Consider the following 25,513-nt stretch of genomic DNA (forward strand, 5'->3'; position numbering starts at 1 on the left):
GAGGTCTCATGGACTTCGCACAACACACCATCGACATCGCACGCCGGAACGTCACCGAGGGCGGCCGTCCGTTCGCCACCGTGATCGTCAAAGACGGTGCGATCCTGGCCGAGAGCCCGAACCTGGTTGCCCAGACCCATGATCCCACCGCGCACGCGGAGATCCTCGCGATCCGCAAGGCGTGCACCAAGCTCGGCACCGAGCACCTGACCGGTGCCACGATCTATGTCCTGGCCCAACCCTGCCCGGTGTGTCTGGGCTCGCTCTACTACTGCTCGCCGGACGAAGTCGTGTTCCTGACCACCCGGGACGCCTACGAACCACATTACGTCGACGATCGAAAGTACTTCGAGCTCAATACGTTCTACGACGAGTTCGCCAAGCCGTGGAATGAACGGCGCCTGCCGATGCGCTACGAACCGCGCGACTCCGCGGTCGATGTCTACAAGCTCTGGCAGGAGCGAAACGGTGGCGAACGCCGGGTGGCCGGAGTGCCCACCCCTACCAGGCCTGCGAAAAATCCGCGTGACGAGTGATCCACGCGTGCATGGCAATTCCCGCGGCGACACCGGCGTTGATGCTGCGGGTCGAGCCGAACTGAGCGATCGAGACTGTGACGGCAGCCCCGCCCTGCGCCTCCGGCGTGATGCCCGGACCCTCCTGACCGAAGATCAGCAGGCAGTCGCGGGGTAACTCGGTCTGCTCAAGACGTACGGCGCCGGGCACGTTGTCGACTGCGACGACGGTCAATCCGGCGTCGGCGGCGAACGCCAGCAGTTCGGCGGTGCTGTCGTGGTGGCACAACCGCTGATAGCGGTCGGTGACCATGGCGCCCCGTCGGTTCCAGCGGCGCTTCCCCACGATGTGCACGGTGTCGACCGCAAAGGCGTTGGCGGTGCGCACCACCGCACCGATGTTGGCGTCGTTGCCGAAGTTCTCGATCGCGATGTGCAGCCGGTGCCGCCGCCGGTCGATGTCGGCGATGATCGCCTCACGGGTCCAATACCGGTAGGCGTCAACGACATTGCGGGTATCGCCGTCGCGCAGTAGGTCGGGATCGTAGCGCGCGGCTTCATCCCCGGAGGGTGGAGCGCCTACCCAGGGGCCCACGCCTGGGCTCTCGCCCCACTCGGTCGGGCCGACGGCGTCAGCCACCGGTGGTCCACAGTGCCGCGTGCGTGCCGATGACCGAAACCGACGCGTACAGCAGCGCCGCGGTCATCTCTCCCTGGGTGCACAACGAGGCCCGGACGTTGACCGCCTCACGGCTGGCTTCCGGCAGCAGCAGCACCGACGAGCCGTACACCGAGCAGAGATGACTGAGCCCCGGCGGGGGCAGGGTAGGGCCGGCCACCACCATCAACGGCCCGCCGCGTCCCGCCGAATCTTCGGCGTAACGCTTTGCCGCACCGGCGATTTCGAGTCCGAGCAGCATGTAGCCCTTGCCGCTGAAAGCCGTGGGGTCACCGATCGCCGTCGGCGCCAGTTGCCCGCCGTCGGCACTGAACCCGTCCACGCTGGAGGTCCTGACGGTGATGCCCGTGTCGTTGACATCAGTGGGCAGCATGCCCACCGGGAAGGCCGCCGGGTAGGCCACGGTGGTCTTGGGGATTCGCTCGCGCGGCGAGTACACATAGACCCCGCGTACCTGGCTCTGGTCGCGTTGCGGCCCCAGACAGACTGTGCCGCTGAGCTTGTCAGGGGCCGACGCGGACAGCGGCCGGATCCCCAGGTTGGTCATCGCGTCGCAGCCGTGGAGTGCGTCGGCCTCGATCGGATGCGCCAGGGCACCGTACAGACCGAACCGGATGTCCTCGGGTTTGGCGTGGGCGTCACCGGTAGCCGAACCCTCGACGTCGACCAGTACGTGGTCAGAGTCGAATCGAAGATTCGACACCTTCAGGTTCCAGCCCAGGATGTCGAGCGACTTGCCGAGCGCAGCAGTCGAAGCCTCGTACGTGCGTCCCGGTTCATCGGATGTGCAGCCCGCGGTGACGACGAGAAGTACCGCCATCACCGCCGCGATCAGCGCCCGCACTGCCACGGCAGTTCTGTCCTAAGTTCTCCCACGACCTTTTCCCACTGCTTTTGTCATGGCGCGCACCAGGTTTCGCGGAGCCATCCGCCCCCCAGTGGTGAGCACCTTGTACTGCAGGCCGGGCACGATGACCACTTTGCCTGCGGCCACGTCGGCCAGGCATTCGCGCACCACGTCCTCGACCTGCAGCCACAGGAACGACGGTGTGCCCGCCATGTCGATGCCCGCACGGGCATGAAACTCGGTGTGGACGAACCCTGGGCACAGGGCATGCACCCCGACGCCGGTACCGCCGAGCCCGTTGGCCAACCCCTCCGTGAACGAGACCACCCAGGCCTTCGACGCCGAGTAGGTCGATCCGCGCCCCGGCACCAGACCGGCGACACTGGCCACATTGATGACGGTGCCGCGGCCGGCCTCGATCATCGACGGCAGGGCGGCGTGCGTCAGTTCCATCACCGCGGTGACGTTGACATCCAATTGGGCCTGCAGCTGGACGAGGTCGGCAGTCCAGAATTCACCCGATGTGCCGAAGCCGGCGTTGTTGACCAGGACCTGCACCCCGGCGCGCAGCCGGTCGGCGACCTTGGCCCGGTCGGCGGCGGACGCCAGGTCCGCCGGGAGTACTTCGACGTCTACACCGACCTCTGCGTGCAGCTCGGCGGCGAGGTGTTCCAGCCGTGCCGCGTCACGGGCCACGAGGACAAGGTCATACCCGTCGCGCGCGTAGCGGCGGGCGAATCCGGCGCCGAGCCCCGATGTCGGTCCGGTGATCAGCGCGAGGGGACGAGGCACGACCTAGAGGGTACTTATCTGCTCTGCCGCGCCGGCTAGCGCTGGTAGTGCGGTGCGTGACGCCCGTTGCGGGCCGGCGGCGGGGTGCGACGGATCGCGTCCGGGCGGCCCGGCTCCTGCCGCGGCTGGGTGTAGCGGCTCACGTCGCCACGTCCGGGCGCCGCATCGGCCCGGCCGGGAGGCAGTTCGCGACGCCCGGCCGGGGTCGGCGCCAACGGGCGGCTCGGCGAGCTGGCGCGACGAGCCAGTGCAGCCTGGCTGCCCTGACCGGACTGTGGTGCCACGCCGTTCTGCGGAACCGGGGGCAATACCCGCAGCAGGTCGTTGAACTGACGCACCGTGCGCAGTCCCTCGTCCCACTGGGCACGGGTGCTCGTGACCGGCATGCTGACGAGCGTCCAGTTCTGCTCGTTCCACATGATCTCGGCACAGTCCGGAGCCGTGTGGGCGAAAGTGACCATCCGGCGGTCGCACGCGCGACGGGCGGCATCGAGGTTGGTGGAGTACACCATCCGCGGACCGATCGCACCGAGCAGCCAGATGTCGCTCTCCCGGGGCTCCTTGATGCCCTTGAGCCGCAGATCGACGACGACGTTCGTGCCGACCTTGCGGTGCAGCGCGATCACTGTCGCGACTTCTTCGATGTCAAAGATGAACACCGCCTCGCCACGAATCTGGCCGAGGACGACGTTCTTGGCCGTGACGTCACCGACGGTCGACATCACCCCGCGCTTCCAGCGCTTGAGGATCTCGTGCGACTCGTGCTCGTAGTCGAAGCCATGCGACTTCGCCCACGACTTGCGGCGCCGTCCCAACCCACGCCGACGGTCGATGTCGACGTACAGCAATACGGCCGCACCCACGAAACAGAGTGCGGACAGCGTGAACCAGAGCGGGACCATCGGGCCTAGCCTACTTGTTGACGGCGGAAATGCCCCCACCTTGTGAGGTCACAACCCGGTTACTGGTGATCAGAGCGCTGTGACCGGGACGCTTCGAGGTAGGTGACGATCGCATTCGTGAGCCCCCGCCGGGCCACATCGAGGTCGGTATAGGTGCCGAGTTGACGCTCGGAGGTGATGCCGCGCATTGCGCCGGGGATGAAGGATGCCACCTCACGAACCCGCTCGGGATCCACGTCGAGGTCGGCGAAGGCCTGCTGGCAGGTCTGCAACCAGCTCTGCCCCCACGACGAGAGTTCGGCCGCGGTCTTCGGGTAGAGCCGCTCGAGTTCGGCGTGGTCGCGCGGTAGGGCTGCGCGCAGGTTCTCGATCGCCCGCGAATCGCTGGCCGTCAGACCGTCGTAGAGCAGGTCGATGATGCCGGCGACGCGGTGCCGCAGCGGCGCACCGTCGTCGCGGTGGCCCAGCATGCCCGCGCGGCGTTCCGCGGTGCGCTGCAGGACGGCCGCCCAGAATCCGTCGATGTCGCCGAACTGGTACTTCACCGCGCCCCAGGTGGCACCGATCTCTTTGGCGATCCGGTTGGCCGACACCGCTCCCGGGTCGCCGGTGGCCAGCGCCTTGCGCGCGGCTTCCAGCATGTTCTCCCGCGTGGCCAGGCCGCGTCGGTTGGTCCGCCGCGCTCCCGCCTCGGTCTCGGTCATCTCCGAGAGATTAGCCGGTCGGAGACGAGTTTCGTAGAACCCTCTACTAAACCCTTCACAAGTTTCACAGATCCTCCTACGATTCCCGTCATGGCCAAACCACCGTTGTCGATGAAACCGACGGGATGGTTCCAGGTCGCCTGGTCCGACCAGGTCGAGGTCGGTGCAGTGCATGCCATGAAGTACTTCGGCGAGGAGATGGTCGCCTGGCGCTCGGAAGCCGGGCAGGTGACCGTGATGAACGCCTACTGCGAACACCTCGGGGCCCATCTCGGATTCGGCGGCCAGGTCGTCGGCGAGGTCATCCAATGCCCGTTCCACGGTTGGCAGTGGAATGCCGAGGGCCGCAACGTTTGCATTCCCTACCAGGACCGGCCCAACCGCGGCCGCCGGATGCGCACCTACCCCGTCGCCGAGCGCAACGAGGCCATCTACATCTGGCACGACATCGACGGACGTGAGCCGTTCTTCGAGGCGCCCGACGTCTTCGCGTCGTTCGCCGACGGCAGCAGCGCCGCCGACTATTACCCCCAACAGCGACTCTTTCGCGTCGGGCTCGAGCTGCATCCGCAGTACGTACTGGAGAACGGCGTCGACTTCGCCCACTTCAAGTACGTCCACCAGACCCCGATCGTGCCGGTGTTCACCCGCCACGACTTCGCCGCGCCGATCTCCTACGTCGACTTCACCATCACGTTCGAGGGTGACGATCAACAGTCGATCGACGATGTCCGCAGCGGTGTCGAGGCCATCAACGGCGGTCTGGGCATCGCGGTGACCAAGAGCTGGGGCATGATCGACAACCGCACCATTTCCGCGGTCACCCCTGTCGACGAATCCACCTCCGACGTGCGGTTCATGGTCTACATCGGCCGAACCCCCGGCAAGGACACTCCCCGGGCCGGCGAGCGCGCCGCCGAATTCGGCGACGAGGTGATCCGCCAGTTCACCCAGGACATCCACATCTGGTCACACCAGCGCTATTCCGATCCCCCGGCGCTGGCGACCGCCGAGTACGAGGGCTTCACCGCAATCCGTAAGTGGGCCATGCAGTTCTATCCGGACGGTCTGGGCGGATCCGCCGCAGACCTGGCAAGTGTGAGGAAAAAGGACACCCTATGACCGAGAAGATCCGGGTTTTCCAGGTCGCCACCGGCAATGTCGGCACGGAGATGATCAAACGCATCGGACACCGACCCGATCTCGAACTGATCGGATTGCATTGCTACACACCGGAAAAGGTAGGATGCGATGCCGGCGAGATCGCCGGCATCGATCCCATCGGGGTCACCGCCACCGGCTCGATCGACGAGATCATCGCCATAAAGCCTGACGTGCTCACTTTTCATGGCGTCTTTCCGGACGAGGACCTGTATGTGAAAGTCCTTGAGGCCGGGATCAACATCGTCACCACCGCCGACTGGATCACCGGCTGGCACCGCGACACCAATCACCCGCACCCCTCCGGCAAGCCGGTGTCGCAGCTGCTGGCCGAAGCGTGCGAAAAAGGTGGTTCCACGTTCTACGGCACCGGCATGAACCCGGGCCTCAACCAGATCCTGGGCGTGGTGTGCTCCGCCGATGTCGCCGAGATCGAGAATGTCACCACCATCGAATCCGTCGACGTGTCATGCCATCACAGCAAGGACACCTGGATCGAGGTCGGTTACGGTCTGCCCGTCGACGATCCCTCGATCCCGGGCAAGCTGCGCAAGTACACCGAGGTGTTCGCCGACAGCGTGTTGATGATGGCCGACTGCTTCGGGTTGGAACTCGACGAGGTCAAGTTCACCTACGACCTCGGCGCCTGCACCAAGGACGTCGACCTCGGCTGGTACACGCTGCCCAAGGGTTCCCTCGGCGGCAACTACATCAAGTACCAGGGGATGGTCGACGGGGTGCCGCGCGTCGAAACCCATCTGGAATGGCAGATGACCCCGCACACCGATCCCAGCTGGGACATCAAGGGCTGCTACATCACTCAGATCAAGGGCGATCCGTGCGTCTACAACAAGCACATGATCTTCCCGAAACCCGGTGTGGACCTGTCCGATCCGGCCTCATTCGCGTCGATAGGCATGACCGTGACCGGACTGCCCGCGCTCAACGCGATCGCGTCGGTGGTCAAGGCACCGCCGGGATTGTTGACGAGTGCCGACGTGCCGTTGCGCGGCTTCGCCGGCCGGTTCAACATCTAGCACTCACCTCTCGCACTCACCTCTCGCGCCGAAACGGTATTCCAGCAGGCGTCCTCTCGAACTTTCTCTGCTGGAATACCGTTTCGCGGCAATGGCGGCTGGATCAGCCCAGGATCAGGCCTTCACCGTCCGCGCTGACATTGACGGGCACCACGTCGCCGTCGTGCACCTCGCCGGCCAACAACATCTTGGCCAGCTGGTCGCCGATGGCCTGCTGCACCAGGCGGCGCAGCGGGCGGGCACCGTAGAGCGGGTCGAAACCACGCTCGGCCAGCCACGTCTTGGCAGGCAGCGACACCTCGAGGGTGAGCCGGCGCTGTCCCAGCCGCTTCTGCAGCTGCTGCAACTGGATGTCGACGATCGACACCAGCTGCTCGGGATTCAGTGCGTCGAACAGGATCACGTCGTCGAGCCGGTTGATGAACTCCGGCTTGAACGCCGCCCGCACCGCCGCCATCACCTGCTCCTCGGTGCCACCGGCACCCAGGTTGGAGGTCAGGATCAGGATCGTGTTGCGGAAGTCGACTGTACGGCCCTGGCCGTCGGTCAACCGGCCCTCGTCGAGCACCTGCAGCAGCACGTCGAACACGTCCGGGTGGGCCTTTTCGATCTCGTCGAACAGCACCACCGTGTACGGACGCCGCCGCACCGCTTCGGTCAGCTGACCGCCCTGGTCGTAGCCGATGTATCCCGGAGGCGCACCGACCAGCCGAGCCACCGAGTGCTTCTCGCCGTACTCGCTCATGTCGATGCGGACCATGGCACGCTCGTCGTCGAAGAGGAACTCCGCCAACGCTTTTGCCAGCTCGGTCTTGCCGACACCGGTCGGGCCCAGGAACATGAACGAACCTGTCGGCCGGTTGGGGTCGGCCACCCCGGCCCGGGTGCGGCGCACCGCATCCGACACCGCGGTCACCGCGGCCTTCTGGCCGATGACGCGCTTGCCCAGCTCCTCCTCCATGCGCAGCAGCTTGGCGCTCTCGCCTTCGAGCATCCGGCCGGCTGGAATACCGGTCCACGCCTCGACCACCTCGGCGATGTCGTCGGGACCGACTTCTTCCTTCAGCATCACGTTCTCGCGTGCCTCGGCCACGGGAAGTGCGGCATCGAGCTTCTTCTCGACCTCCGGGATGCGCCCGTAGCGCAGCTCGGCGGCCTTGGCCAGGTCACCGTCACGCTCGGCCCGATCGGCCTCACCGCGCAACGTGTCCAGCTGCTCCTTGAGCTCGCGGACGATGTCGATGGCGCCCTTCTCGTTCTGCCAACGGGTGGTCAGCTCCGCGAGCTTCTCCTTGTAGTCGGCCAGCTCACCGCGCAGCTTCTCCAGACGTTCCTTGGAGGCGTCGTCCTCTTCCTTCTCCAGCGCCATCTCCTCGATCTCGAGGCGACGGACGAGCCGCTCGACCTCGTCGATCTCGACGGGCCGGGAGTCGATCTCCATACGCAGCCTGGATCCGGCCTCGTCGACCAGGTCGATAGCCTTGTCCGGCAGGAATCGCGAGGTGATGTAGCGATCGGAAAGCGTTGCGGCAGCCACCAATGCGGAGTCGGTGATGCGCACACCGTGGTGCACCTCGTAGCGGTCCTTGAGGCCGCGCAGGATGCCGACGGTGTCCTCGACCGACGGTTCGCCGACCAGTACCTGCTGGAACCGGCGCTCCAGGGCGGCGTCCTTCTCGATGTACTTGCGGTACTCGTCGAGCGTGGTCGCACCGACCAGTCGCAGCTCACCACGGGCCAGCATGGGCTTGATCATGTTGCCCGCGTCCATCGCGGATTCACCGGTGGCTCCGGCGCCGACGATGGTATGCAGCTCGTCGATGAAGGTAATGACCTGCCCGGCAGACTCTTTGATGTCGTCGAGCACAGCCTTGAGCCGCTCCTCGAACTCACCGCGGTACTTCGCGCCTGCGACCATGGCGCCCAGATCGAGTGAGACCAGGGTCTTATTGCGCAGGCTCTCCGGAACATCGCCGGCGACGATGCGCTGGGCCAGGCCCTCGACGATGGCGGTCTTGCCGACACCGGGCTCACCGATGAGCACGGGGTTGTTCTTCGTGCGACGGCTCAGCACCTGTACGACACGGCGGATCTCGTTGTCGCGCCCGATGACCGGGTCGAGCTTGCCTTCCCGGGCGCGGGCGGTCAGATCGGTGGAGTACTTCTCCAACGCCTGGTAGCTGCCCTCGGGGTCGGGGCTGGTGACCCTGGCACTACCGCGCACCTTGGTGAAGGCCTCGCGAAGCGCCTCGGGTGAGGCACCGTGCCCGGTCAGCAGTTTGGCGACCTCCGAGTCACCGGTGGCCAGGCCGACCATCAGATGTTCGGTGGAGACGTACTCGTCGTCCATCTCGGTGGCCAGGCCCTGGGCCGTGGTGATCGCGGCGAGCGATTCCCGGCTCAGTTGAGGTTGGCTGCTTGCGCCGCTGGCGCTGGGTAACTGGTCGAGCAGTCGTTGCGCCCCCGCACGAATCGTCGCGGGGTCCACGCCGACGGCCTCGAGCAGGGGTGCGGCAATGCCCTCGTTCTGAGTGAGCAGTGCCATCAAAAGATGGGCGGGACGGATCTCCGGATTGCCTGCGGAACTGGCCGCCTGCAACGCCGAGGTCAGCGCCGCCTGAGTCTTGGTCGTCGGGTTGAACGAGTCCACGACACCTCCCTTTTTCGATAGAGAAAATGCTTGTCGTGATCTACAACGTAGTCAAGGTTGAGTCTGTTCCGCTCAACTTTAGAAATTTTGTGACGCAGCTTTCAGACGACTCAGGACTCCCATGACGGGCGAGACAACCCGAACGCAGCCCTGTCGAAGAAGCTCTCTCGATCCTCCATCCGGTCATAGAAATAGTGAGCGAACAGCGCGGCCAACAGCAGGGCGGGGAGAGGCTGAGCTACTGCCCGTGAGCACTCCAGCTGGTACTCGAACCGATTCCGCTGCGGGGCAGGATTCCGTCTCCGCCGAGTCAGGGTTGCCATCACCGCGCCGGCCGAGTCATGGATCTGCTGATGGACCACATCGAGGCGGTCAAGCGGGTTCAGATAGAACTCGGTAGTGGCAAGACATTGCTGACTGTCCTGCAACCGCATGGACATCCGAGCACTGTGGACCCGTCGCCAGAAGGAACTGGTCTGAACAAGCCGGCCGTACTCACGGTGCTCGGGGTCGGTTACGGCGAGCTGCTGGGCCCGCCTCCCGCCCCTTCTGGTGATCAACCACATCGCCTCACCTGATGGGGCCGCGACTTCAAACTCGACCGTGCGGGTGTCCCTGCCGACAAATCCAGGGATCGGCGTCGCCGGATGAACGACGGCAAGTTGACGACCATGTCGGTCACCGATCGAACAATCGATGTCCTCGGCACGACGGCCCGGCAACTCTCGAAGGAGAAGAACCTCCTGCCCGAGTGGGTAACCGAAACCTCGACGGTGCCCGGGAATCGCCGCGTCGGCAGACCATCCTGAGTGTGGCAACGTCATAGCAGCTCCCCCACACACCATGTCGATTCGCTCGCGCCAAACCCACCGTAGCGCGTGCATTCCGCCGAAATTGGCAGGCAGACTCGATCTCGTGCACATCGCCGTCGTCGCCGCCTCCGCACCCAGCCATATGTACCCGCATTTGGCGGTGGTTCACGAGTTGGCGCGCCGCGGCCATCGGGTGAGCTACCTGGTCGGCGGGCATCTCGCCGGCCTGGTCACCCCGACCGGGGCGGACGTCATCTTCTGCACCTCGGTGCTGCCCGGTGCGCCCGGGGCACCGGAGAGCTTCGACGACGCCGATCCGGTGGCCGGCATGCGGATGTTCCTCGACGAGGCCATCCACGTGCTGCCCCAGCTTCACGCCGCTCTGGATGACGATCGGCCCGACCTCGTGCTCTACGACATCGGCGGCATGGCCGGTCCGGTGGCTGCCGAGCAGTGGGGTGTACCGGCCGCTCAGTTGTCACCCAGCGAGGTGGCATGGGAGGGCTATTTCGACGACATGGCCGAGATCCTCGGCCCGATCCTCGGCAGTCCCAGTGGCGTGGCTTACCGCCAGACGTTCGACGACTGGCTGACCGATTCGCGGTCAGGGTTGACGTTCGACGAGGTGACCGGTGTGCCGCGACGTTGCCTGGCGCTTCTCCCCCGCGTGATGCAGCGCAACGCCGACCGGGTCGGTGACCGGTATCGGTTCGTGGGACCGTGCATCGATCCGCGTCGCGAGGATCCGGGCGACTGGAGCCCGCCGCACGGCGACGGTCCGCTGGCCCTGCTGGCCTTCGGCACGGCCTACACGGACCGAGCCGCCGTGTACCGCAACGTGATCGGGGCGCTCGACGGACAGGGCTGGCGGCTGGTGCTGGCCGCCGGCCGCGCCGACGTCGATGACTTGGGTGCCGTCCCTCCGTGGGTCCAGCTGCGCACTACCGTCCCCCAACCGGCGGTGTTGCAACGGGCGGACTGTTTCATCACCCACGCGGGCATGGGCTCGTGCACCGAAGCGCTGTGGTTCGGGGTGCCGATGGCGGCCCTACCGCAGGCCGTCGACCAGCCGGCCAACGCCGCCCACCTGGAGGCGATCGGCGCCGGCCGTCACCTTCCGGACGATCTACCCGGTACGGCGGAGATCCGCGACGCGGTACTCGGCGTGGCGACCGATCAGCAGATCCGGGCGAACCTCGACGCAATTCGCGACGAGATCCGTTCCCACGGCGGGCCCGGACATGCCGCTGATGCCGTGGAGGACGTTGCGACCGGACGTTGGTGAGCACTCACCTCCCAGGCGACTCGATGCTTGCTAGGTTTTGCTCGGGACTGCATCGAGAGGGCGGCAATGACTGAAAGCTGGGGTTCGGTGCTTGCCGAACTCATTCCACTGGCAATGGTGGTGGCGCTGTCGCCGCTGTCGATCATTCCCGCGGTGCTGGTGCTGCACACCCCTCACCCCCGGCCCGCCGGCCTGGCGTTCCTCACGGGGTGGCTCGTCGGACTGGCCGCGCTGACCACGATCTTCGTCGGCGTCTCCAGCATGCTCGGCGGGCTCAACGCAGCCCCGACCTGGGCCTCGTGGTTACGCATCGTGGTGGGCGCCGCCCTCATCGTCTTCGGCGTCTACCGCTTTCTCACTCGGGCCGAATCCGAGCACATGCCGGGCTGGATGACCAAGCTCAGCACGCTCACGCCGGTCAAGGCGGGGGCCGCCGGCGCGGTGCTCACCGTGGTGAATCCCAAGGTGCTGTTCATCTGCGCGGCAGCAGGATTGGCCATCGGTAGCGCCGGCCTGGGCCAGCCCGGGGTGTGGGCAGCAGGGCTCTATTACGTGTTGGCGGCCGGATCGACCGTCGCGCTGCCGATCCTCGCCTATGCGGTGTCGGGAGAGCGCTTGGACCCCGCGCTGGTCCGGCTCAAAGACTGGATGGAACGCAACCACGCCGTGTTGGTTGCCGCCATTCTCGTTGTGATCGGCCTGCTAGTGCTCTACAAGGGAATTCACGCGCTATAGGCGACGTATTTGGCGCAGGAGACGCTACGGTGTGCGCATGTCCGAATCCGGTTTCGGTGATTTCGAATTCGAGCGGAAGTTCTTTGTCCGCGAATTGCCCGCAGTGGCAGCATCGGATCCCGCACCAGCACTGATCGTCCAGGCATATCTGTTCGCTTCCGACGGATATGCGGTCCGCGTTCGCGTCCAGGGTCCCGCGCCCGCAGAATTGGGCGGCGCTCCCGCCGAACTCGTCGCGACACTAGGAGATGAATCGCTCGGGACCATGACTGCGAAAGGTCCCGCCGTCGGCGGCACCCGATACGAGGCCGAACGCGAGCTCGACCCATTGATCGCGGCGCAGATCGTCGGTCGATCCGAACATGTGGTTGCCAAGGTTCGCTATTCGATGTGGCTCGGCGAGGACGGCTGGATCATCGACCAGTTCCTGGGCCGGAACGCACCGCTATTGCTCTCCGAAGTCGAGCGCGGCGGGCCGGTTGTCGATCTGGCCATTCCGTCATTCTGCGTTTCGGAGGTGTCCGAGGACGACCGATTCCGCAATGAATACCTGGCACACAAGCCATTCGGAACCTGGGCCGACGAATACCGAGCTGAACTCGACCTCCGCGGCCCTACCTTCGTGGATACGTTGGGCCAGAATCAGTTCGAGGGCGGCTGAATTCACGTGCTGTAGAGCAGCTGCTGATACGTAGCGATCTGGCGGTTGGCCTCGTCATAGGTTTCGTTGCCGGGCAGGCATTCGTTCCGCGCTGCCGACCATCCCGGAACAACTGAGCGGCAAGCGTTTTCGCCCAGCAGGCCTGAGCGCGAAATTTCCGCGAACTGCGTGATTTGGGCCCGGATGTCGCCGCCACCAGGAACGGCAGCCTGATGACACCGGCGATCACCTCGGCCGCTGCGGCATCTCCAGTCACCGCAAACTTTGGTGCATACAAGCGCCTGAACGCGCTGATAAAGTTCCTCAGAGAAACATCGCGCGAATCTTGGCCACCGGCTACTTAAGCATGAGGAGATGACCTTGTCTGGCGAACTGCGGGTGGATACCTCACACGTGCGTGACCTCGCGGAACGGCAGAGTACTGCCGCGAAGCAAGTTCTTGAGGCCGGCACGACGACGAACGGTGTCGGCATGTCGATGTTGGCCAACCATGGCGTGGTCTGTGCCCCGGCAAATACGGCTGTCACTGCGGCCGAACAGGCCCGCGCGTTCGCCTGCGCCAGCATGAACGCGGTCTCCTCGAGCCTGTCCCAAAAGCTGGGAGTGGCCGCATCGCGCTACGACGGTACGGATGCGCAGAGCGCCGGACAACTGGGCAAGCAGATGCACCCACGCTGATACCGTCGGCAACAGGTGGCTTGCGCGCAGCGAGTCTTTGCCGAAGCCAACGGTCTCCGACCAGCGGCGACCAACGAGAATCGGGACCGAAAGTACCTTGAGCACACACGATCCGGACGACGATTTTGACAACGACGCTGGCCTCGCTGCACTCGACTTCACTACTCCCGAATCAGTCGAGGAAGGCTCCGGCCTCGACGCCCTGCCCGACTACGACACTGCGCCGAGCGACGACGCCGACAACATCGGCCTCGATGCCGTCCAGGAGTCTTACACCGATCAGGAGATCGAACTCCACGAACACGACGACTTCGCTGCTGTCGAATCCGACGACACCACCGAGGACAACGAGCAGGTTCCGACCATCGTGGTCGCTAACCCTCCAGGCACGGTCACCGTGACGGCCGTTCTCGGCGGTTCGGTAACGCACGTTGACCTGGATCCGAAAGTGACTGTGCTTACCGAGGCCCAACTGGCTGAGGAGGTCCGGTTCGTGGCAGGCGTGGCGGCCAAGAAGGCTTCGGCAATCGTGCACGTCGGAGTGGTGAACATGCTCGTCGAACAGGGTATTAGTTTGCGCGAAGCGAGGGATTTCGTGGAAACCAACATGCCGTTCGCCACCCCGGACCAAGCCGGCGAAGCCGACCTCGCTCTCATCGCGCGGCACTCCGAGCAGTCGCAATGACTCTCGACGCACCCGGCAACTGCAGCCCAACCGCATCGACGGTGGCATCTGGGCCACCGTCGGTATGAAACCTCCGCATCAGGGGCCCAACATCAACGAATCGGTTCCAGTTCCCCCACAGGCAGGGTGGTTCACTGATCCGTGGAACGCGCAGCAAATCCGGTACTTCGACGGGCAACAGTGGACCGGCCACGTGGCCCAACCGGAGACCTCCACACCATTGACTTCGCCACCGGTCTCGTCGGGCGGGTACCCGTTCGGGGAATCGACCCTGTTTCTACATCCAGTGCCCAGCGGCGTATTGCACCGCAATATTCGCTGCTCAATTTCGAACGCGGGTGGGCAGCCACTGGCGCTGATCCAACCGCTGGGAGAACTCCCGCCGGCTCGGGAAGTGAGCAAGCTCGAATTCGAAGTGGTTCGGCCCAACGGTGTCCAACTTCTGCGGTTCACTCGATTCACTGGTGTGACGTCGTTTGCCCGCCATCGCCTGCAGGTTGATGACCCCGCCGGTCATGAACTCGGCTGCCTCCGTCAAACGAACTCGTACTGGCAGTACTTGCGAACACCTCGGATGTCTGTCGACCTCGAGTATCAGGGTCAGCGCCTGGGTAACACCAAGATACGTACCCACATCCCCCCGTTCACCCCGTTGGAACTCGACGCTCCGGTCAACGACGTCAACGACAACGAGATCGCACGGGTGCGCAGCCAGTCGAACCAATCCAGGCTCATGCGTGGGTGGATGCCGAAGACCTTCGACTACCGTCTCGATTGCGCGCGCACCACCTCCCCGCCAATGCCGGCGTTGCTCATAGCCATAGCATTTGCGCACTTCCTATATGACGACCTGGTATCGGTGGCACCGTTGTCGCGCCATTCCCGATAACCGTCCCGCCGACCGAATGCTGGCTCGTCGCACCTCAGTCCTCTTGGTTCAGAGACCGCGATCCCTCGTACATCCAAAACTGGTGCGTGGCACCGTCTTGCGCCCCTGTTAGGCTAATTGCAACGAGGGAAGGCAATCTGGAATGAGTTTTTGGGACGCTGCAGAGAATGTCAGCTCGATGCTCGGCAAGAGCGAAAAATTCTCCAAAGTCGGTGATGCCAACACTTTATGGTCCACCAAATCCCATGATGAAGCCGGGGACAAACTCGGGTTGGGTTCCGACGCGGTTGGCATCGTGCAGATGTTTCTCGGGAAGTCCTACGCAACGCCGATCATTTCGGCCGGGCTGTTGGCCATCCAAGGGATGACGATGACCTGTGGTATCGGGAATCCGGACAGCGGGGACAGATTCGGGCAAGGCTCAGAACAACTCGGCGATGTCGGCCAAACATTAGAGTCGGCGACCCCAACGGATAGTTGGCAGGGAGACGCCTCGAGCGCCTACACCAGCCAGGACGCAAAGCAACAGGAACGTGCACGCACTATCGCGGAAGCGGATAAAAAGATCGAAGCAGTTATCCAGAAACAAGCCAAGCAGATCGATTTTTCACGCCAGTATCTGGGGACTAATGCAACGGTACTCGGGTACGCCATCATACCCGCAGTGGCGGCGAAGGCCTTTGTCGCGACGGCACCCTACGCCATCGCCATTGAGGTGGGGGCCGTCGCCGGGACAGTCCCTCCGTGTATGGCAATGATGACGAAGATGGCTGCCAACTCCACAGCGAACGCCGCCGAGGTCGTGGCGGCCTCGGCCCAATACGCCAAGGTGACGGCAACTTCGGCTCTCGGCATCTAGATCGAATCGTCGGCACCGTCGATCGTGAAGCAGCGCACTACAACTCAGGCAACCCCAGCTCCGCCGCATCGGCGGTGAGATAGCGAGTCACGGTCGGCGCGAGTAGCCGCACAACTTCCTCGCCGGACAACGTCGCCATCGGCGGCACGGCCATCACATACCGCAGCATCGCGGTACCGACAAGATTCGAAGCGGCGAGCATGGCCCGTAATCGAGCCTGCTCGCCGCCACCAAGCACGCCGGACACCGCGGCGAGCACATAGTCCTGCATGAACGTTCGAAATGCCACGTGCGCATCGGAATTCGATGTCGCGGACTGCAGCATGACCCGCATGCTGGCTGCGGTGTCGGGTGATTCCCACATCGTCAGGTAGGTGCGGACCATCCGTTCGCCGATCTCCGCCTCCGGCCCTTCCAGGGCGGCCACCAGCACGTCGGGATCGAGGATCAGCCGCAGCGACTCCCGGAACAGGTCGGCCTTCGACCCGAACAGGTAGAGCACCATCGACGCGTCGACATGCGCGTCGGAAGCAATAGACCGCAGCGTCGTCTTCTCGTACCCCTCGGCTGCGAAGCGCTGCTTGGCCGCCGCGAGCACTGCGTCGCGGGACACCGGGTCACCTTGACGTCGCCCGCGCCGGCTCGCAGTTTTCCCTGGTGAAGCCATACATCGACACTATCATTTCAATGACTGTTGAAAACATCCGAGGCGGACGTTACCCTCACATCAACCGATTAATTCAACGTCGGATGAAAAGAGGGAATGATGCTCTCGACACAGGTCTCCACGCCCCACCACGCGGCACCTGAACATGCGCCACCCGCCGCCCTGCGCGCCATGGGTATCGTCGCCGCCCTCACCGTCGCGATCGCGGTCGTTGCCATCGCCTTCGCCCTGCCCGCCTCACGCTCCAAGCCCCACCAGATCCCGATCGGTGCGGCGGGCCCCCAGGCCGCCACCAGCCAGGTCGCCCAAAAACTCGAACAGCAGGCCCCCGGCGCGTTCAAGGTCACCTACTACCCTGGCGAGGCCACCCTGCGGGAGGCGATCCTCAACCGAAACGTCTACGGCGGCATCGCCTTCGGCCCCGATGGGCCGACCATGCTGACCGCGACCGGAGGCAGCCCGGCCGTCGCACAGCTGCTCACCCAGATCGGTGGCGGTATCGCGGCGCACTCGGGACTGTCCCTGCACACCGAGGACTTGGCCCCACCCACCGCCCAGGATCCGCGCGGGACCGGGTTGGCCGCCTCTGCCCTGCCGATCACCTTGGCCGGGATGTTGCCTGCGGTCGCTCTGACCCTGATGCTGCGCCGTGAGGTGTGGACCCGCCTGACCGCCACCATCGTGTTCTCCGTACTCGCCGGCATCACGGTGGCAGCCCTGCTGCGTTACGTGTTCGGTTCGATCGACTCGAACTTGTGGGGCGTGGCCGCAGGCCTGACCTTGGGAATTGCTGCCGCCGGATTGCTCATGCTCGGCTTGGGAGCGATGTTCGGCAAAGTCGGTTTGGGCGTGGGCGCGGCGCTGGCCCTGCTACTCGGCAACCCGCTGTCCGGGCTGACCGCTGCGCCGGAGATGCTGCCGTCCGGCTGGGGCAAGCTCGGCCAGCTGCTGCCTCAGGGGGCCACTGCGACGCTGCTGCGGTCCACCGCCTACTTCGACGGAGCCGGGGCCGACTCGGCGATCATCGTGCTCGGTTGCTGGGTCGTCGTCGGCCTGTCATTGGTGATCATGGCCGCTTTACGGCGCCCGAGCCGCTCCGCGCCTATGATGCAGCTCCGTGGGCCTCGATGACCGTGCAGCACTGGAGACACTCCAGAACGCCGTCGACCTCACGCAGGGCTCAGAGCCGCTGATCCGCGATTTCTACACGCGCTGGTTCGCCACCGATCTCTCCGCCCGCGATCTGTTTCCCCCCGATATGGACAGCCAACGCAAAGTCTTCGCCCGCGCCCTGACCTGGCTGTTCGGAGAGTTGATCGCCCAGCGGGCCGAGGAGCCGGTGGCGTTCCTGGCTCAGCTCGGCAGAGACCACCGCAAGTACGGTGTGACGCAGAGTCATTACGACTCGATGCAGGAAGCGCTGTTCAACGCGCTGCACGACCACCTCGAGGCCGATTGGGACGACGCCCTGGCCGAGACCGCCCGCGACGCGGTGGCCCTGATCATCGGGGTGATGCGCGGGGCCGCCGACGCCGAGGAATCTCCGGCGTACTGCGACGGCACTGTCATCGAACACCACCGGGTCACCCGCGATGTCTCGGTGATCCGGCTGCAGCTCGACCAGGCGCTGTTCTACTACCCCGGTCAATACGTCACGGTCCAGGTGCCCCAGTGGCCGCGGCGCTGGCGCTATCTGAGCCCGGCCATTCCCTCGGACCGCTCGGGAGCCATCGAGTTCCACGTCCGGTCCGTGCCCGGCGGCATGGTGAGCACTGCCGTCGTCGCGGAGACCAAGATCGGCGACCGTTGGCGCCTGTCCAGCCCGCACGGCGGCCTGCAGGTCGACCGCGATGGCGAAGATGTGCTGATGGTGGCGGGCAGCACGGGTCTGGCCCCGCTGCGCACCATCATCATGGACATGACGCTGCACGGCGAGAATCCCCGCGTGCACCTGTTCTTCGGGGGCCGCTATCCGTGCGACCTGTACGACCTGAAGACGCTGTGGCACATCGCCTCGACCAATCCGTGGCTGTCGGTCACCCCGGTGTCGGAGTACAGCACCGATCCCCCGTGGGCCGGCCAGTATCCCGACGTCCGGCCGCCGCGCGGGCTGCACGTGCGCCAGACCGGCACGCTGGCCGAGGTCGTGACGAAATTCGGCAACTGGGGTGATCGGCAGATCCTCATCTGCGGTGGACCGGACATGGTCACTGCGACGAAGGCCGCGCTGGTTGAGCGAGGTGCACCGGCCGAGCGCATCCAGCACGACCCGCTGACGCGCTGACGCGTGCCAGACTGGCGGCATGGCCGAGGTTCACCCAGTCACCTTGTCTGACCCGTCGTCGTCACTGACGGCCACCTACGTTCCGGACGCAGGGATGATCTGCACGTCGTTGACCGACGGCCCCGTCGAGTATCTGGGCCAGCGGCGCGGTCTGCACGCCTATGTCGCCGACGGCAAGACCATGGGGATTCCCATCCTGTATCCGTGGGCAAACCGACTGAGCGCCAACGAGTACCGTGTCGACGACACCACCGTGCGGGTGACCCCAGGGGTCAACGGTGTGCGCGCTGATGCGCACGGGGCGCCGATGCACGGTGTGCTGGCCGCCAGTCCGGACTGGCAGGTGATCGAAAAACTCGGGAACGTACTGATAGCGGAATTGGACTGGAGTGCCCAGCCAAGCCTGCTGGCGACGTTCCCCTTCCCCCACCGCCTCACGATGGCGGTGACGCTGGCCGACCGGACCCTCACGGTGGCCACCACCGTGACACCGACGGCCCAACAACACGTCCCGCTGTGCTACGGCTATCACCCGTACGTGACGATTCCCGATGTGCCGCGCGAGGATTGGCAGTTGCAGTCCCCCGCCATGCGGCACCTGCTCGTGGATGAGCGGGGCCTACCCACCGGCGAATCACGGCAGTGGCCGGGTGGGAGGCAACGTCTCGGTACCACCGAACTGGACGACGGGTTCGACGATCTCGAGCCGGGGGCGGTGTTCGCACTGTCCGGTGCGGACCGCCGCGTGGAGGTCACCTTCGACGCGGGCTACACCGCAGCGCAGCTGTTCGCGCCGGGCAGCGATGCCGTGGTGGGCATCGAGCCGATGACCGCACCGACCGACGCGCTACACCGCGGAAGTTACAAAATGGCCGCCCCCGGAAGTCCGGAGACGGCCACCTTTTCGATCAATGTCAGCTAGCGTGCACCCCTGCGCGGCTGCCACAGGACCACCGCTTTCGACGCCACCGAAACGTCGCGCCGCTGGTCGGTGAGTTGGTCGACCTGTTGGGTCAACTCGGAAACCCGCGTGCGCAGCGCGTCAACCTGATTGGTCAGTTCGATGATCCGCTTGATCCCGGCGAGGTTGACGCCCTCGTCCTGTGACAGCCGCTGCACCTCACGGAGCAGGTCGACGTCACGTTCGGAGTAGCGACGCCCGCCGCCGGAACTGCGCTGCGGGCTGACCAGGCCGAGCCGGTCGTATGTGCGCAGGGTCTGCGCGTGCATACCGGCCAGCTCGGCGGCCACCGAGATCAAGAACGTACGGGCTTCCTCTTTCCGCTGGCTCATATGTTGCCTGCCCATCCGGCCCGCGGATCGAAACCACTGGCCCGTTCGGCTTTCGCATACGCTTCCAGCGCCTCTGCCGCTTCACCTTCCAGGTTCGGCGGCACTGCGACCTTCACCGTGACCAGCAGGTCACCGTGGCCGCCGGAGCGCTTGGGCACCCCCCGCCCGCGCACCCGCAGGATCCGGCCGTCGGAGGTGCCCTTGGGCACCCGCACACCGACCTTGCCTTCCAGGGTGGGAACGGAAAGCGTTGTCCCAAGAGCTAATTCGTGGAAACTGACCGGAACGCTCACTGTCAGGTCGTCGCCGTCACGCCCGAACACCTTGTCCGGACGCACGTGCACGGTGACGTAGAGGTCGCCCGAGGGTGCACCTCGTAGCCCGGCCTCACCCTGGCCGGCCAGCCGAATACGCTGACCGTCCTCGACACCCGGTGGGATCCGCACGTTGATCGTGCGGGTCCGGGTGGTGACGCCGGTGCCCTGACATTCGGCACACGGGTGCTCGATGATCGAACCGCTGCCCCGGCATTCGGTGCAGGGCTCGGAGAACCCGAATGCCCCCTGGTTGCGGTTGACCACACCGGAGCCGTTGCAGTTCGGGCATACCTTGGGGCTGGTTCCCGGCCGCGCACCGCTGCCGTGGCAGTTGGTGCACGGTGCCGGGCTGGTCAGCCGCAGCGGCATGGCCACGCCCTTGGTGGCTTCCAGGAAGGACAGCTCGGTTTCGGTTTCCAGGTCGTTGCCCCGGCGGGGCCGGCTCGGCCGCGGTTGTGCACCGCGCCCGAACAGCCCGCCGAAGAGGTCACCGATGTTGGCACCGCCGCTCTGGCCGGCCGCATCGAACAGGTCGCCCAGGTTGAATTCGGCTCCGTCGGAACCGAATCCGCCACTGAAGTTCCCGCCCTGGTTGAACCGACGCCCACCCCCGGCGAACAACCGGCGGGTCTCGTCATACTCCTTGCGCTTCGCGGGGTCCGACAGAACACTGTTCGCCTCGGAAACCGCCTTGAACCGCTCTGCCGCTCCCGCATCGGGATTGCGGTCAGGATGCAGTTCCGAGGCCAGTTTCCGGTAGGCCTTCTTGATCTCGTCGGCGCTGGCGTCAGAGGAGACGCCGAGTTCTTTATAGAAGTCCTTCTCGACCCACTCGCGTTGGGCCATGCGCCACCTCCTTACCTCTTCTCTCTAGTTGGATGGACTAATTGTCTGATTCTGCGGCCTGAGCGCCTGCGGCGTCAGCGTTATCCGCTGTCCCCGACGGGGAATCACCGCCGGACTCGGCCTCGGGCACCGTGTCGACCACGCCGACGAGGGCGTGCCTGACCACCTGGTCACCGATCTTGTAGCCGCGGCGCATCACGGTTCCGACAACGGGGTGGGTGCCCTCGCCCTCGTGCTGCACGGCTTCGTGCAGTGACGGGTCGAACTCGTCACCCTCCGCGCCGAACGCGGAAAGACCCTGCCCCTCAAGGGCACCGACGAGCTTGTCGGCAACCGACTTGAGCGGCCCGGATTCCAGGTCACCGTGGCTACGGGCCCGGTCCAGGTCGTCGAGCACACCCAGCAACTGGGTGATGACGGTGGCCTTGGCCCGGTCGGCGGTGACCTGCTGATCACGCAGTGACCGCTTGCGGTAGTTGTCGTATTCGGCCTTCACGCGTTGCAGCGTGGACTTGAGCTCGGCAACCTCGTCGCTGTCGCTCGCCGGCGCACCGGCATCGGAGGCGGCGGACGCCGGCCCACCAGGGGCCGGCGCCTGCTCACGAACCTCACCGGTGTCGGGATCGATGCGCCGTTTGTCGGTGATGGTCACCGGCTCGTGCGAATCGTTCTCGCTCACTTGGTCTCCTGATCATCGTCGACAACCTCGGCGTCCACCACGTTGTCATCCGCAGCACTCGAGCCTCCGGCTTCAGCCCCCGAGGCCTGCTCGGCCTGGGTGGCTTCGTAGATCGCCTGGCCCAGACCCTGCGACTCGACGCCGAGCTTCTCCATCGCCGTCTTGATCGCGGAGATGTCGGTGCCTTCCAGCGCCGACTTGGCTTCGGCGATCGCGCCGTCGACCTTGGTCAATGTGTCCTCGGGAACCTTGGACCCGCCTTCGGCCTCACGCTGCTCCTTGACGAACTTCTCCGTCTGGTAGACCAGCGACTCGGCCTGGTTGCGGACATCGGCCTCTTCGCGACGCTTCTTGTCCTCGTCCGCGTGCGCTTCGGCGTCCTTGATCATCCGGTCGATCTCTTCCTTGGACAGGCCGGAGCCTTCCTGGATCTTGATCGTGTTTTCCTTGCCGGTGCCCTTGTCCTTGGCGGTGACGTGCACGATGCCGTTGGCGTCGATGTCGAAGGTGACCTCGATCTGCGGCACGCCGCGGGGGGCCGGCGGGATGCCGGTCAGCTCGAAGGAGCCGAGCAGCTTGTTGTGCGAAGCGATTTCGCGCTCACCCTGGAAGACCTGGATCTGCACCGACGGCTGGTTGTCGTCAGCGGTGGTGAAGGTCTCCGACCGCTTGGTCGGGATGGTGGTGTTGCGCTCGATCAGCTTGGTCATCACGCCACCCTTGGTTTCGATACCGAGGGACAGCGGGGTGACGTCAAGCAGCAGAACGTCTTTCACCTCGCCCTTGAGCACGCCGGCCTGCAGCGCAGCGCCCACCGCGACAACCTCGTCGGGGTTGACGCCCTTGTTGGGCTCCTTGCCGCCGGTCAGTTCCTTGACCAGGTCGGTGACCGCGGGCATACGCGTCGAGCCACCCACCAGGACCACGTGATCGATCTCGCCGACCGAGATGCCGGCGTCCTTGATCACCGACTGGAACGGCTGACGGGTGCGGTCCAACAGATCCTGAGTGATCTTCTGGAACTCGGCGCGAGTCAGCTGCTCGTCGAGGAACAGCGGGTTCTTGTCGGCGTCGACGGTGATGTAGGGCAGGTTGATCGAGGTGCTCTGCGAGGAGCTGAGTTCGATCTTGGCCTTCTCGGCGGCTTCACGCAGCCGCTGCATCGCCATCTTGTCCTTGGTCAGGTCGATGCCGCTGGTGGCCTTGAACTTGTCGACCAGCCACTCGACGATCCGGTCGTCCCAGTCGTCGCCACCGAGGTGGTTGTCGCCAGAGGTGGCACGCACCTCGACGACACCGTCGCCGATCTCCAGCAGCGAGACGTCGAACGTGCCGCCACCGAGGTCGAAGACCAGGATGGTCTGTTCCTTGCTGCCCTTGTCCAGACCGTAGGCCAGGGCGGCCGCGGTCGGCTCGTTGACGATGCGCAGCACGTTCATACCGGCGATCTGGCCGGCTTCCTTGGTGGCCTGACGCTGGGCGTCGTTGAAGTACGCGGGCACGGTGATGACGGCGTCGGTGATGTCCTCACCGAGGTAGGCCTCGGCGTCGCGCTTCAGCTTCTGCAGCGTGCGCGCGCTGATCTCCTGCGCCGTGTAGTTCTTGCCGTCGATCTCGACGGTCCAATCGGTGCCCATGTGACGCTTGACCGAACGGATGGTCCGGTCGACGTTGGTCACCGCCTGGTTCTTGGCGGGCTGGCCGACCAGCACCTCACCGTTGCGCGCGAACGCGACGACGGAAGGGGTGGTCCGGGAGCCTTCAGAGTTTGCGACGACGACGGGGTCGCCGCCTTCCAGGACCGCCACGCATGAGTTGGTGGTCCCGAGGTCGATACCGACCGCACGAGCCATGGTGTTGCCTCCTGATACAGATAGGGGTCTGAGCGGACTGCGCTCAAGCTTGCTCCGGGTGAGCATAGATTGTCAACCCAGACTTGAGTCATCCCCACTCAACTTGCTGTCGATGTGGTCAACGGGGGTTTCGGGGGTTTTGTTCCCGGGATTCCAGGAAATTTTTGCCGATCCGAACTCAGCATTCGACGACGTTGACGGCAACGTTGACCGCCAGGCCACCCGTGGATGTCTCCTTGTACTTGGCGCTCATGTCCATTCCGGTGGCACGCATCGTCTCGATCACCTGATCCAGGCTCACTCGATGGGTTCCGTCGCCCCGCAGTGCCATGCGGGCCGCGTTGATCGCCTTACCCGCCGAGATGGCGTTGCGTTCGATGCACGGGATCTGCACCAGGCCACCGATCGGATCGCAGGTCAGGCCGAGGCTGTGTTCCATCGCGATCTCGGCCGCGTTCTCGACCTGTCGCGGGGTCCCGCCCAGGATCTCGGCGAGCCCTCCGGCAGCCATGGACGCCGCGGATCCGACCTCCCCCTGGCACCCGACCTCGGCACCCGAAATCGAGGCCCGTTCCTTGTACAGCGACCCGATGGCGCCGGCGGTGAGAAGGAATCGGACGGTCGTGTCGTCCGGCTCCGCAATTCCGACCGGGGTGTAGCACAACGCATAGTGCAGCACCGCCGGGATGATCCCGGCTGCACCGTTGGTGGGCGCGGTCACGATCCGGCCGCCCGAGGCGTTCTCCTCGTTGACCGCGAGTGCGACCAGGTTCACCCAGTCCTCGGCGAAGACCGGATCACGCTGTGGGTCTTCGGCATCGAGCCGGACATACCAGTCCTTGGCCCGACGCCGGACCATGAGGTTGCCGGGCAGGTAGCCGTCCCGGGACATGCCGTTGGCCTGACACGAGACCATGACGTCACGGATCCGCAGGAGACGGTCGCGTACCTCGGCTTCACTTCGGGCCACACATTCATGGCGCATCATCACCTGGCTCACTGACAGTCCGTCGCGTTCGGTCAGGCCGAGCAATTCGGCAGCCGTGCGGAAGGAGCGGTCGGCGTGTGGTTCCGGATCCTCGCGTTGGTCCCGCTCGGATTCGGTGACGACGAAGCCGCCGCCCACCGAGAAGTAGGTCTCCCGGAAGACCGGGTCACCAGCGGACGAGAATGCCGTCAATGTCATGGCATTCGGGTGCTGGGCGAGCCGGCGGCCGGGCTGCAGCTGCATGTCGGATTCGGTCAGCCCGATGATGATTCGGCCGGCCAACAGGATCTTGCCCTCGGCGCGAATGGCCGCAAGACGCCGTTCCATCTCGTCGGTCTCGATCGTCTCGGGCCGGTAGCCCTCCAGACCCAGCAGGATTGCCGGCATCGTGCCGTGGCCGGCACCGGTTGCCGCCAGCGAGCCGAACAGGTCCACCCCGACCTCGGCGACCCGCTCAACTACCTCGCGACCGACGAGTTCGTCGGCGAACATGCCCGCCGCCCGCATCGGGCCGACAGTGTGCGAGCTCGACGGGCCGATCCCGATCGAGAACAGGTCGAAGACACTGACCGCCATGAGATGACTCCAATTCCGGGCATCACAGCTTTGTGATGCATCGTGTGGTGACACCTCCCCGCTCTGTCCTGAAACCTGAGAGTTGCAGCGCGCCGCGCCTTTCCCCTTCGGTAAGCGCG

27 protein-coding genes and 1 pseudogene are annotated in these 25,513 nt (G+C 65.2%); 15 read left to right on the plus strand and 13 right to left on the minus strand.

Annotated elements, in window-relative coordinates; all coding sequences use genetic code 11:
* Positions 1–8: 8 nt before the first annotated feature.
* On the plus strand, positions 9–536 hold the full coding sequence (locus A5779_RS11020; protein WP_064881711.1) for a nucleoside deaminase: 528 nt from the start codon (positions 9–11) through the stop codon (positions 534–536).
* Here A5779_RS11020 and A5779_RS11025 read toward each other — a convergent pair.
* Genes A5779_RS11025 through A5779_RS11045 form a run of 5 tightly spaced genes read right to left on the minus strand, consistent with a single transcriptional unit; the run spans position 502 to position 4,439 of the window.
* Positions 502–1,155: a TrmH family RNA methyltransferase gene (locus tag A5779_RS11025; RefSeq protein WP_064881713.1), complete on the minus strand. Its 654-nt coding sequence runs from the start codon at positions 1,153–1,155 to the stop codon at positions 502–504. The two genes, A5779_RS11020 and A5779_RS11025, sit on opposite strands and share 35 nt — an antisense overlap.
* A complete protein-coding gene (locus A5779_RS11030) occupies positions 1,148–2,038 on the minus strand; it encodes a hypothetical protein (RefSeq protein ID WP_064881769.1) in 891 nt (296 codons plus the stop codon). Before A5779_RS11030 ends, A5779_RS11025 begins: the two co-directional genes overlap by 8 nt.
* Positions 2,039–2,056: 18 nt before the next feature.
* The gene (locus A5779_RS11035) at positions 2,057–2,833 is read right to left on the minus strand and encodes an SDR family NAD(P)-dependent oxidoreductase (protein WP_064881715.1); all 777 of its coding nucleotides are present in this window, start codon (positions 2,831–2,833) and stop codon (positions 2,057–2,059) included.
* A 35-nt stretch (positions 2,834–2,868) separates the two neighbouring features.
* Positions 2,869–3,735, minus strand: a complete 867-nt coding sequence (gene ttfA / locus A5779_RS11040; RefSeq protein ID WP_055110682.1) for a trehalose monomycolate transport factor TtfA — start codon at positions 3,733–3,735, stop codon at positions 2,869–2,871.
* A 59-nt stretch (positions 3,736–3,794) separates the two neighbouring features.
* Positions 3,795–4,439, minus strand: a complete 645-nt coding sequence (locus A5779_RS11045; RefSeq protein WP_064881717.1) for a TetR/AcrR family transcriptional regulator — start codon at positions 4,437–4,439, stop codon at positions 3,795–3,797.
* Positions 4,440–4,529: 90 nt separating this feature from the next.
* Here A5779_RS11045 and A5779_RS11050 point away from each other — a divergent pair, with 90 nt between their 5' ends.
* The gene (locus A5779_RS11050; protein ID WP_064881719.1) at positions 4,530–5,561 is read left to right on the plus strand and encodes an aromatic ring-hydroxylating dioxygenase subunit alpha; all 1,032 of its coding nucleotides are present in this window, start codon (positions 4,530–4,532) and stop codon (positions 5,559–5,561) included.
* Positions 5,558–6,637 carry an NAD(P)H-dependent amine dehydrogenase family protein gene (locus A5779_RS11055; RefSeq protein ID WP_064881721.1) on the plus strand — a complete coding sequence of 360 codons (1,080 nt, stop codon included), beginning with the start codon at positions 5,558–5,560 and terminating at the stop codon, positions 6,635–6,637. The genes A5779_RS11050 and A5779_RS11055 overlap by 4 nt, the downstream gene beginning before the upstream one ends.
* A gap of 103 nt (positions 6,638–6,740) precedes the next feature.
* Here the strand turns inward: A5779_RS11055 and clpB are convergent, their stop codons facing one another.
* A complete protein-coding gene (clpB, locus tag A5779_RS11060) occupies positions 6,741–9,287 on the minus strand; it encodes an ATP-dependent chaperone ClpB (protein ID WP_064881723.1) in 2,547 nt (848 codons plus the stop codon).
* A 353-nt stretch (positions 9,288–9,640) separates the two neighbouring features.
* Here clpB and A5779_RS33825 point away from each other — a divergent pair, with 353 nt between their 5' ends.
* The 7 genes and pseudogenes from A5779_RS33825 to A5779_RS34475 form a co-directional block, all read left to right on the plus strand.
* Positions 9,641–9,865 carry a hypothetical protein gene (locus A5779_RS33825; RefSeq protein WP_131811631.1) on the plus strand — a complete coding sequence of 75 codons (225 nt, stop codon included), beginning with the start codon at positions 9,641–9,643 and terminating at the stop codon, positions 9,863–9,865.
* A 337-nt stretch (positions 9,866–10,202) separates the two neighbouring features.
* Positions 10,203–11,384 (plus strand): macrolide family glycosyltransferase, encoded by a 1,182-nt coding sequence (locus tag A5779_RS11070; protein ID WP_236734735.1) that lies wholly within the window; start codon positions 10,203–10,205, stop codon positions 11,382–11,384.
* Between the two features lie 66 nt (positions 11,385–11,450).
* Positions 11,451–12,119: a GAP family protein gene (locus A5779_RS11075; RefSeq protein ID WP_064881727.1), complete on the plus strand. Its 669-nt coding sequence runs from the start codon at positions 11,451–11,453 to the stop codon at positions 12,117–12,119.
* 37 nt (positions 12,120–12,156) lie between these two features.
* Positions 12,157–12,780, plus strand: coding sequence for a CYTH domain-containing protein (locus A5779_RS11080; RefSeq protein WP_064881728.1), 624 nt, complete (start codon positions 12,157–12,159; stop codon positions 12,778–12,780).
* A 360-nt stretch (positions 12,781–13,140) separates the two neighbouring features.
* Entirely contained in the window at positions 13,141–13,458 is a 318-nt protein-coding gene (locus A5779_RS11085; protein WP_082941644.1) for an ESX-1 secretion-associated protein, read from the plus strand.
* Positions 13,459–13,555: 97 nt separating this feature from the next.
* Positions 13,556–14,143 carry a hypothetical protein gene (locus tag A5779_RS11090; protein WP_064881732.1) on the plus strand — a complete coding sequence of 196 codons (588 nt, stop codon included), beginning with the start codon at positions 13,556–13,558 and terminating at the stop codon, positions 14,141–14,143.
* A 64-nt stretch (positions 14,144–14,207) separates the two neighbouring features.
* Positions 14,208–14,351, plus strand: a pseudogene (locus tag A5779_RS34475) (DUF2510 domain-containing protein); the annotation flags it as partial.
* A gap of 114 nt (positions 14,352–14,465) precedes the next feature.
* On the opposite strand, the gene A5779_RS34480 reads toward A5779_RS34475, so the two are convergent.
* Entirely contained in the window at positions 14,466–14,681 is a 216-nt protein-coding gene (locus A5779_RS34480; protein ID WP_236734738.1) for a hypothetical protein, read from the minus strand.
* A gap of 36 nt (positions 14,682–14,717) precedes the next feature.
* On the opposite strand from A5779_RS34480, the gene A5779_RS34485 reads away from it, so the two are divergent.
* Together A5779_RS34485 and A5779_RS11105 are read left to right on the plus strand one after the other, a co-directional pair.
* A complete protein-coding gene (locus A5779_RS34485; RefSeq protein WP_064881736.1) occupies positions 14,718–15,032 on the plus strand; it encodes a hypothetical protein in 315 nt (104 codons plus the stop codon).
* A gap of 142 nt (positions 15,033–15,174) precedes the next feature.
* Positions 15,175–15,891 carry an EspA/EspE family type VII secretion system effector gene (locus tag A5779_RS11105; RefSeq protein WP_082941643.1) on the plus strand — a complete coding sequence of 239 codons (717 nt, stop codon included), beginning with the start codon at positions 15,175–15,177 and terminating at the stop codon, positions 15,889–15,891.
* Positions 15,892–15,928: 37 nt separating this feature from the next.
* Here A5779_RS11105 and A5779_RS11110 read toward each other — a convergent pair whose 3' ends face one another.
* Positions 15,929–16,558: a TetR/AcrR family transcriptional regulator gene (locus A5779_RS11110; RefSeq protein ID WP_064881738.1), complete on the minus strand. Its 630-nt coding sequence runs from the start codon at positions 16,556–16,558 to the stop codon at positions 15,929–15,931.
* A gap of 99 nt (positions 16,559–16,657) precedes the next feature.
* On the opposite strand from A5779_RS11110, the gene A5779_RS11115 reads away from it, so the two are divergent.
* Genes A5779_RS11115 through A5779_RS11125 form a run of 3 tightly spaced genes read left to right on the plus strand, consistent with a single transcriptional unit; the run spans position 16,658 to position 19,764 of the window.
* Complete coding sequence (locus A5779_RS11115; RefSeq protein WP_082941645.1) at positions 16,658–17,689, plus strand: ABC transporter permease; 1,032 nt, start codon at positions 16,658–16,660, stop codon at positions 17,687–17,689.
* On the plus strand, positions 17,676–18,842 hold the full coding sequence (locus A5779_RS11120; RefSeq protein ID WP_064881741.1) for an FAD-binding oxidoreductase: 1,167 nt from the start codon (positions 17,676–17,678) through the stop codon (positions 18,840–18,842). Before A5779_RS11115 ends, A5779_RS11120 begins: the two co-directional genes overlap by 14 nt.
* Positions 18,843–18,861: 19 nt before the next feature.
* Positions 18,862–19,764, plus strand: a complete 903-nt coding sequence (locus A5779_RS11125) for an aldose 1-epimerase (protein ID WP_064881743.1) — start codon at positions 18,862–18,864, stop codon at positions 19,762–19,764.
* Here the strand turns inward: A5779_RS11125 and A5779_RS11130 are convergent.
* The 5 genes from A5779_RS11130 to A5779_RS11150 all read right to left on the minus strand — a co-directional run bounded on the left by A5779_RS11130 (position 19,761) and on the right by A5779_RS11150 (position 25,394).
* On the minus strand, positions 19,761–20,135 hold the full coding sequence (locus tag A5779_RS11130) for a heat shock protein transcriptional repressor HspR (protein ID WP_064881745.1): 375 nt from the start codon (positions 20,133–20,135) through the stop codon (positions 19,761–19,763). The genes A5779_RS11125 and A5779_RS11130 overlap by 4 nt on opposite strands.
* Positions 20,132–21,298 carry a molecular chaperone DnaJ gene (gene dnaJ / locus A5779_RS11135; RefSeq protein WP_055110693.1) on the minus strand — a complete coding sequence of 389 codons (1,167 nt, stop codon included), beginning with the start codon at positions 21,296–21,298 and terminating at the stop codon, positions 20,132–20,134. The genes A5779_RS11130 and dnaJ overlap by 4 nt, the downstream gene beginning before the upstream one ends.
* Before the next feature lie 37 nt (positions 21,299–21,335).
* On the minus strand, positions 21,336–21,977 hold the full coding sequence (gene grpE, locus A5779_RS11140; RefSeq protein WP_064881747.1) for a nucleotide exchange factor GrpE: 642 nt from the start codon (positions 21,975–21,977) through the stop codon (positions 21,336–21,338).
* The gene (dnaK, locus tag A5779_RS11145) at positions 21,974–23,830 is read right to left on the minus strand and encodes a molecular chaperone DnaK (RefSeq protein WP_064881749.1); all 1,857 of its coding nucleotides are present in this window, start codon (positions 23,828–23,830) and stop codon (positions 21,974–21,976) included. Before dnaK ends, grpE begins: the two co-directional genes overlap by 4 nt.
* A 178-nt stretch (positions 23,831–24,008) precedes the next feature.
* Complete coding sequence (locus tag A5779_RS11150; RefSeq protein ID WP_064881751.1) at positions 24,009–25,394, minus strand: L-serine ammonia-lyase; 1,386 nt, start codon at positions 25,392–25,394, stop codon at positions 24,009–24,011.
* Positions 25,395–25,513: the final 119 nt, after the last annotated feature.

It is taken from the genome of Mycolicibacterium peregrinum (assembly GCF_001665625.1).
GTDB lineage: Bacteria > Actinomycetota > Actinomycetes > Mycobacteriales > Mycobacteriaceae > Mycobacterium > Mycobacterium peregrinum_B.

Bases quoted from the DNA above. Each gene is read 5' to 3' on its own strand.
- A5779_RS11020 (WP_064881711.1), top strand. From the start codon at position 9: ATGGACTTCGCACAACACACCATCGACATCGCACGCCGGAACGTCACC.
- ttfA (WP_055110682.1), bottom strand. From the start codon at position 3,735: ATGGTCCCGCTCTGGTTCACGCTGTCCGCACTCTGTTTCGTGGGTGCG.
- A5779_RS11045 (WP_064881717.1), bottom strand. From the start codon at position 4,439: ATGACCGAGACCGAGGCGGGAGCGCGGCGGACCAACCGACGCGGCCTG.
- A5779_RS11050 (WP_064881719.1), top strand. From the start codon at position 4,530: ATGGCCAAACCACCGTTGTCGATGAAACCGACGGGATGGTTCCAGGTC.
- A5779_RS11055 (WP_064881721.1), top strand. From the start codon at position 5,558: ATGACCGAGAAGATCCGGGTTTTCCAGGTCGCCACCGGCAATGTCGGC.
- A5779_RS33825 (WP_131811631.1), top strand. From the start codon at position 9,641: ATGGACCACATCGAGGCGGTCAAGCGGGTTCAGATAGAACTCGGTAGT.
- A5779_RS11075 (WP_064881727.1), top strand. From the start codon at position 11,451: ATGACTGAAAGCTGGGGTTCGGTGCTTGCCGAACTCATTCCACTGGCA.
- A5779_RS11080 (WP_064881728.1), top strand. From the start codon at position 12,157: ATGTCCGAATCCGGTTTCGGTGATTTCGAATTCGAGCGGAAGTTCTTT.
- A5779_RS34485 (WP_064881736.1), top strand. From the start codon at position 14,718: ATGTCTGTCGACCTCGAGTATCAGGGTCAGCGCCTGGGTAACACCAAG.
- A5779_RS11105 (WP_082941643.1), top strand. From the start codon at position 15,175: ATGAGTTTTTGGGACGCTGCAGAGAATGTCAGCTCGATGCTCGGCAAG.
- A5779_RS11110 (WP_064881738.1), bottom strand. From the start codon at position 16,558: ATGGCTTCACCAGGGAAAACTGCGAGCCGGCGCGGGCGACGTCAAGGT.
- A5779_RS11115 (WP_082941645.1), top strand. From the start codon at position 16,658: ATGCTCTCGACACAGGTCTCCACGCCCCACCACGCGGCACCTGAACAT.
- A5779_RS11125 (WP_064881743.1), top strand. From the start codon at position 18,862: ATGGCCGAGGTTCACCCAGTCACCTTGTCTGACCCGTCGTCGTCACTG.
- A5779_RS11130 (WP_064881745.1), bottom strand. From the start codon at position 20,135: ATGAGCCAGCGGAAAGAGGAAGCCCGTACGTTCTTGATCTCGGTGGCC.
- dnaJ (WP_055110693.1), bottom strand. From the start codon at position 21,298: ATGGCCCAACGCGAGTGGGTCGAGAAGGACTTCTATAAAGAACTCGGC.
- dnaK (WP_064881749.1), bottom strand. From the start codon at position 23,830: ATGGCTCGTGCGGTCGGTATCGACCTCGGGACCACCAACTCATGCGTG.
- A5779_RS11150 (WP_064881751.1), bottom strand. From the start codon at position 25,394: ATGGCGGTCAGTGTCTTCGACCTGTTCTCGATCGGGATCGGCCCGTCG.